This is a genomic window from Chitinivorax sp. B (assembly GCF_005503445.1).
GTDB lineage: Bacteria > Pseudomonadota > Gammaproteobacteria > Burkholderiales > SCOH01 > Chitinivorax.
On sequence record NZ_SCOH01000087.1, the window covers coordinates 1 to 7,148 of the forward strand.

At 61.4% G+C, this 7,148-nt stretch carries 2 protein-coding genes; both read left to right on the forward strand.

What is annotated here, in order from left to right; translation table 11 throughout:
* The first annotated feature begins 79 nt into the window (after window positions 1-79).
* Complete coding sequence (locus tag FFS57_RS24040) at window positions 80-6,661, forward strand: RHS repeat-associated core domain-containing protein (protein ID WP_212749177.1); 6,582 nt, start codon at window positions 80-82, stop codon at window positions 6,659-6,661.
* Window positions 6,662-6,672: 11 nt separating this feature from the next.
* A complete protein-coding gene (locus FFS57_RS24045; RefSeq protein WP_137940370.1) occupies window positions 6,673-6,936 on the forward strand; it encodes a hypothetical protein in 264 nt (87 codons plus the stop codon).
* Window positions 6,937-7,148: the final 212 nt, after the last annotated feature.

Sequence of the window (7,148 nt, forward strand, 5' to 3'; positions counted from 1 at the left end):
CAACCACCTGATCGGCGGCTCGGGCAACGCTGCCATCCCGACCGCCCCGACCCTCAGCGTTCAACGCCACCCCAACCCGATGGTGGGATTGCGCCCTTATACCGTCAGCTGGTCATCCAGCCACGCCACGCGGGTGACGTACCAATGCAAGGCAGGGGGCACCGGTTACAACGATACGATCACCTTGGCGACCCCCAACGGCAGTGCTGTCGAAACGGCCAGCCTGGCATGGGTTGGCCACCCCTCGACCTGCACCTGGACGGCCTATGGCCCCGGTGGGGTGCGCAGCATCACCGACACCATGACCACGGTGGCCAACACTGCCCCCAGCGTGACCTTGACCCACCCCGGCCAGGTGCGCAGCGGCGCATCCATCCTGTTGCGTGCGACCGCCAGTGATCCGGACAGCAACGATGGCGTTGCCAACGTCTACTTCTTCGTCAATGGCACGCTGATTGGGCCGGGCACCGTCAATGGCGGCCAATACGAACGTGCCTGGACCGCACCGGCCACCGCCGGCACCTACACGATCACCGCGCAGGCCGTTGACCGCTGGGGCGTGCAGGGGCACAGCACGGTCACCCTGGTTGTGGAAGAGCGTAACCCTATGCCGGATCAGCCGGTTCCCAATGGCCATCCGGCTGGAACCCTGCCTGGACAGGTCGAGGTGACCGCTGCCGGGGCGGCCAGCTACAGCATTCCGATCGCGGTCCCACCCGGCACAGCGGGTGTGGTGCCCAGCATCAGCCTGAACTACAGCAGCCAGGCCGGTGACGGCATGATCGGCTATGGCTGGTCGCTGGGCGGACTGCCTGCCATTACCCGTTGCCCTAAAACCCGTGCACAGGATGGCATCGGTAATGAGCAGGCTATTTCCCTGACCGCTTCAGATCAATTCTGCCTGGAAGGGCAGCGATTGATGCTGGTCAGTGGCACCCATGGCGCCACCGCAGAATACCGCACTGAACTGGATGGCTTCAGCAAGATTCTGTCCTTTGGCAGCAACCCGGCCAATGGCCCGGTACGCTGGGAGGTGTGGACCCAATCCGGCAATCGCCTGGATCTGGGCAGCACCGACGATTCGCGGGTGGAAGCACAAGGCAAGACCGCCATCCTGAAATGGACCCTGGCCAAGCTCAGCGATGCGCGCAGCAACTATTACACCGTGGCTTACGACAAGCTCCCGGCGGAGGGAGAGCACTATCCACGCCTCATCACCTATACCGGCAACAGTAACCAGGGGGTGGCACCGTATAACGCCATCCGCTTCCATTACGATACCAGCCGCAGTGACCCGCAACTCGGGTACGTGGCGGGCTCCAAGGTCAGCGTGCTGCGTCGGTTACGGGCCATCCAGACCCATATCGATACGGCGGCCGATGGCTCGGGCGGGGCCATGGTGCGGGAAGTGTGGATTGGCTATGCGCAGAATCCGCAGACCAACCGCAGTCTGGTCACCAGTCTGACTGATTGTCATCAAGTGGGGGAATGTCTACCGGCCACCACCTTCAAGTGGACCGCCATGGGCGCGGCTGATCAGGGCTTCAATGGGGCCGGCAGTGGCGTGTGGGGGGGGCCGGCCGTGGCCATCCCCGATGGCGCCAACAAACAGGCCCACGTCAGCGGCACCGTCATTCCGGCCGACTTCAATGGCGATGGCAAGGTCGATCTGGCCACCTCGCGCGACAACGGGCAGTGGCAGGTCTGCCTCGCCACTGGTGACCGCTTTGATTGCCAGACCTGGTCTGGTCCCAATACCACCAGCCGCTTGGTGTTGCTGGGCGATTTCAACGGTGATGGACGCACCGACCTGGCCAAACCGCCCACCGTGGTCACCCGGCAAGACCCGTGGCAACTGTGCTTCTCCACGGGCAGCGGCTTCAGTTGTGAGCACTGGACCGGCCCGGTGTCCTATGGTGATGTCGTGGTCGGCGACTTCGATGGCGACGGGCGGACGGACATCGTCTCCTCGACTTCCCAGGTGTTGTGCCAATCCAAGGGGTTGGCCAGCGTGGCCACCGGCTTTGCCTGCCGGCCTTACGCCAACACCAAGCATCTGCTGCAGGCACCACGGATGCCATCCGGTGAGCCCAGCATGTTCCAGTTCCAGCCGCTTAGCCAGGATATCGATGGCGATGGGCGGGCTGATCTGATTCGTTTCGCCATCATCGGTGCCGTTGGCCAGTATGCTGACTTCTCGGCCTTGCGGGCGGATGGGCAAGGTTTCAACACCCTGGCCAATGCGCGTGGTGCGCGTGGTGGAGAGGATGTGCGCTACGCTACCGCCGGCGGCAGCTGGTTTGCCGATCACACCCGCGACCCGCTGCAATCCTACCCGGATTGGCTGGTGGGCTTTAAGCCCATCGACACGGTACCGAACACCGGTGCCTTGCAATACTGCAGCTTCACCGGGGCCGATATCCGCTGCCGGGATGTGTTCAAGAACAGCGATGTGCCGGACGTGTTCAACGAGCTGTTCGCCGACATCGACGGCGATGGCCGACCCGATGGCCTGCATTGGGATACCGCACGCGGCAGTTGGCGGCTGTGCCAGCTGAGCGCGGGCGCGGCCAGCTATAGCTGTAGCGACTGGGCCGGCCCGCGCGCGCCCGATTTCGCTGCCCACCTGTTCGGTGATTTCAATGGCGACGGCAAGACCGATCTGGCCCTCTATGACCAACCCAGCGGCAGCTGGCGGGTGCAGTTGGCCGGGGGGCCTAAACTGGACCTGTTGCGTGAAGTCACCAATGGCCGGGGCCACACCACCCAGGTCAGCTATCGCCCGCTGACCGATGACGCGGTCTATACCCCAGACACTACTCCGGTTGCCGGTGTGCGGAACGAGCGCAACAGTCAGCAGGTGGTGTCACAGCTGCAAAGTAGCAATGGCATGGGGGGCTGGTTCACCCGCAGTTACCGCTACAGCGGCCTGAAATCCGACCTGAACGGGCGGGGTTCGTTGGGTTTTGCCACCACCCAGGTGACGGATGTCTCGTCGTCGGTGGTCACCACCACCCACTACCGTCAGGACTACCCGTTCATCGGCCAAGCCGCGCTGATCAGCGAGCGCCACAGCAATGGCACCGAATTGCGCCGCGACAGCTATGACTGGGCCGAGCGGCCGACGGCAACCGCCGCCCTGTCTGGGCAGTCGATCCGGTTCCCGTTCGTGACCCGTCACGTGCAAACCCTGCGCGAACTGAACAATGGGGCAGAGATCGGCAGCCTCATCACTGAAGTGCCCGCCGACGGCAGTGGTTACGATGCGTTCGGCAACCTGACACTGCAAAAGACCCAGCAGCTGGCGCGGGGTGCAAGCCATGTCACGCTCACCCGCAATCGCTTCGACAACCACCCGGCCAGCTGGCAAATCGGCTTGCTGCGGGAAAGCATCCTGAATAAGCAGTTCGGCGAATCCAGCATCACCCGCACCACCACCTTCGATTACGACGGGGCTGGGCAATTGCTGCGCGAAACCCTGGAGCCGAACGAGGTCAGCCTGAAGGTGGTGCGCGAGCTGGGCCGCGATGGCTTTGGCAATGTCACCCGCAAGACCCTGCACTGGACAGACCCGGTCGCCGGCAGTGTTAAAACCCGCAAGGAGGAAGCGCGGCAATTTGATTCTACCGGCCGCTTCCCCCACACCTTCACCAATGCCCTGCAACACACCGAAACCCGTGACTACAGCAAACTGCATGGTGCCCTGACCTCGCTGACCGGGCCGAACCAGCTCACCACCCGCTGGCAATACAATGCCTGGGGGCACACGCTGCGGGAAAGCCGTCCGGACGGTACCGCCACCACCTGGACCAACCAGCGCTGCCTGGATGAATGCGGCGATGCGGTCAGCATCCTGACCACGCAATACTGGGCTGGCCAAACGCAGATTGCCGCACCGGAAGAAAGCCACTTCGACGCCCTGAACCGCCTGGTGCAAGCCCGCACGTGGGGCCGCAATGGCGTGGCGATTCAGGTGCAGCAGCGCTACGACCCCCGTGGCAACCTGGTGGCGGTATCGCGCCCGTTCGCAGCGGGCAGCAGCCCAGTCTGGGCCCGCTATGAGTTTGACGACCTGGGTCGCCAGACCAAGCGCATCACCCCGGATGACCAGGGGGTACTACAGCACGATCGCACCGATTATGCCGGGCTGCAAACCACCTATACCAATCCCAAATCGCAAACCCGCATCGAGTGGCGCAACGCCATCGGCAAACTGGACACCGTCATCGACGCCGATGGCAAAGCACTGCAGTTTGCCTATGACGCCTTCGGCAACCTGATCCGCACCCTCGACGCCAAGGGCAACCCTATCCAGATCGGGTATGACCGGCTGGGTCGCAAACGCAGCCTGCACGACCCGGACCTGGGGGCACGCCAATATGAGGTCGATCCCTTGGGGCAGGTGTACCGGCAAACCGATGCCAAACAGCAGGTCACCCACTTCACCCATGACGAACTGGGCCGGCTGACCCGTCGGCTGCAACCCGATCAGGACAGCCGTTGGTTGTATGACACCGCCGCCCATGGCATCGGCAAGCTGGCGGAAGCGTTCACGCTGCGGGGTGATGGCGGCAAGGACTATCAGCGCATCGAAAGCTACGACAGCCTGTCACGACCGTTGACCACCCGCACCAGGCTGGACTGGGACTACACCGCCACCCGCAGCTATGACCCCGCCGGGCGGCTGGGCAGCATCAGCTATGGGCGCACCAGCCATGGCGGCAGTAGCGGCCCCAGCCACACCGTGGTCTATGGCTACACCCCCTTGGGCTACCTGGAACAACTGACAGCCCAACGCCACGGCGCCGACAGCAAAGTGGTGTGGCGGGCCACCGGCACCGACACCGCCAACCGCATCAGCCAGGTGCAACTGGGCAATGGCCTGCGCAGCAACCGCACCTTCAACCAGTACACCGGTCGCGTGATGGCCATCAGCAGCGGGGCGGACAACGGCACCTCCACCAGCAATGGCGCCACCGTGCAGAACGACAGCTATGGCTATGACGTGCTCGGCAATCTGACCCGCCGCAGCCACCTGATGTGGACTGCCGGGCTGCCGTATCAGGAAAGCTTCAGCTATGACCCACTGAACCGGCTGCAGACCAGTCAGGTCAACGTCGGCGGCACCGCCCAACCGCCCATCAGCTATGGCTTCGATGAAATCGGCAACCTGAGCTACCGCAGCAATCTCGGTCACTACCGCTATCCGGCCAGCGGCGCCACCGCCATTCGGCCACATGCGGTCAGCAGCATTGTCGGTACCGTCAACGGCGTGGCCAACCCGGCCTTCAGCTATGACGACAACGGCAACCTGCTGAGCGGGGCCGGCCGCACCCTGAGCTGGACCGCGTTCAACCTGCCCAGCCGCATCAGTGACACCCGTCACGGCAGCCGCCAGGTCAGCTTTGCCTATGGCCCGGAATACCAGCGCATCCGGCAAACCCTCACCGGTGCCGCTGCCACCCAGCCGAACCGGGTGATCTACGCCGGCGCCATGGAAAAGGAAACCTACGGCCACCAGACCCTGCTCAAAACCTACCTGCCCAACGGCATCGGCTATCTGGTGGAAACCCTCGCCGGCAGCGACCCGGCCGCTACCGCCACCGGCCCCCAGCAGCTTGCCTATTTCCATCGCGATCACCTGGGCTCGGTGATTGCCCTCAGCGACGACAGCGGCGCGGTCAAGGACCAACTGTCCTACGACCCATGGGGCCAACGCCGCCATCTGGATGGCAGCGACGACCCCAACCGCACCCTGACCGGCGAGCTGGACCGCACCGGCTATACCGGCCACGAACACCTGGACGCAGTCAGCCTGATCCACATGAACGGGCGGGTGTACGACCCGATCACCGCCCGTTTCCTGAGCCCCGACCCAACGGTGCCGGATGCGGACAATCAACAGCAGTACAACCGTTACAGCTATGTGCTGGGCAACCCGCTGAGCTATACCGACCCGAGTGGCTTTGCCACGGTGCCGGCAGAAACATTACCGGATTACGTTGAACAGGTTATGGGGAAACGGATCGTCAGCAAGACCGACAGCTTGGCGGATAACTGGACCTTGGGCTGCATCGGGATCAGTTGTGGTAATGCCTTTGCCAACTGGAACTTGCGCCCAGCCTATGCCGGGAATAACGTTGCATTGCCGCGGCCGATGCCAATACCGCGCACGCCCAGTCTCGGCTTGGGTGATTTGCTGGGCAAGTTGGGTTCCCTGTTCAGCAAGGCGAATTTGGGGCTGGCGTTGTTCACCTGGGACAACAATGCCTTCAAGGAAACCAAGTGTCTGGATGGCAGCATCTGCAGTGTGGCGCAGGCGGATGAGGGGCAGACGGCTGAAGCGGCGATATCTGGTGAGGTTGTAGCTGCTGGGAGTGGGGCGCCGGAACCGGATGATGACAAGCCTGGTAGAACTAAACACGGTCAACAACGCGCCGAGGAAGCTAAGACTGATTCACATCGGAGTGTCGGCGATTCAAATCGTGTAGTACGGGAGGGGCGGAAATTTATTGACAATGACACTGGAAATACAGTCTACGTAAATGGCGATAGAGTTGTTGTTGTAAACGAGCACGGAAGCGTTGTAACTCAGTTCAAAAACACACGAGCTAACACAGTCTCACGGATTCAATCTGGTCGATGGACTCCAGTTGATTGAAGGAAAAAGAAATGAATTTATTTCAAGAGGTTATGATTTGGAGGATGGTTGAAGAAGGTGCTGCGGTGAGATATTGCTGTATTCGTGACTTGAATACCAATAAATATGGAGTTCAAAGCGCAGATTTCTTTAGATTGCCACTGGATGAAAAGCAGTTTCGTTTTTTTGAAAAACAGTTTGTAGAATTGTTTATTGAGATACCTATTCAAGAGCGATGTGGTTGGTTTGATTCTATTCAAGAAGCAATTGATGCTCATGATAAGGAATTCATGTAATTACAAAATAGAGTTAACTGGATTGTAAGTATGAATTTGTAAGGCATTCCACATCGGGTTTGAGGGCGGGTTGACGAAGAGGACAGTGGCCATGTCGAAAGCAAACGCAATCTGGGTACGCGAGAGGTATACAGTGGCTACCGAACCGTCGTCAGCGTCGGTTCACTGGGTCTGGACTTGGTACCGGTACTGGGTTCGGCCAAATCGGCAGC

Excerpts from the sequence above, each read along its gene's own strand:
- FFS57_RS24045 (WP_137940370.1), top strand. The coding sequence starts at position 6,673 with ATGAATTTATTTCAAGAGGTTATGATTTGGAGGATGGTTGAAGAAGGT.
- FFS57_RS24040 (WP_212749177.1), top strand. The coding sequence starts at position 80 with ATGGTGGGATTGCGCCCTTATACCGTCAGCTGGTCATCCAGCCACGCC.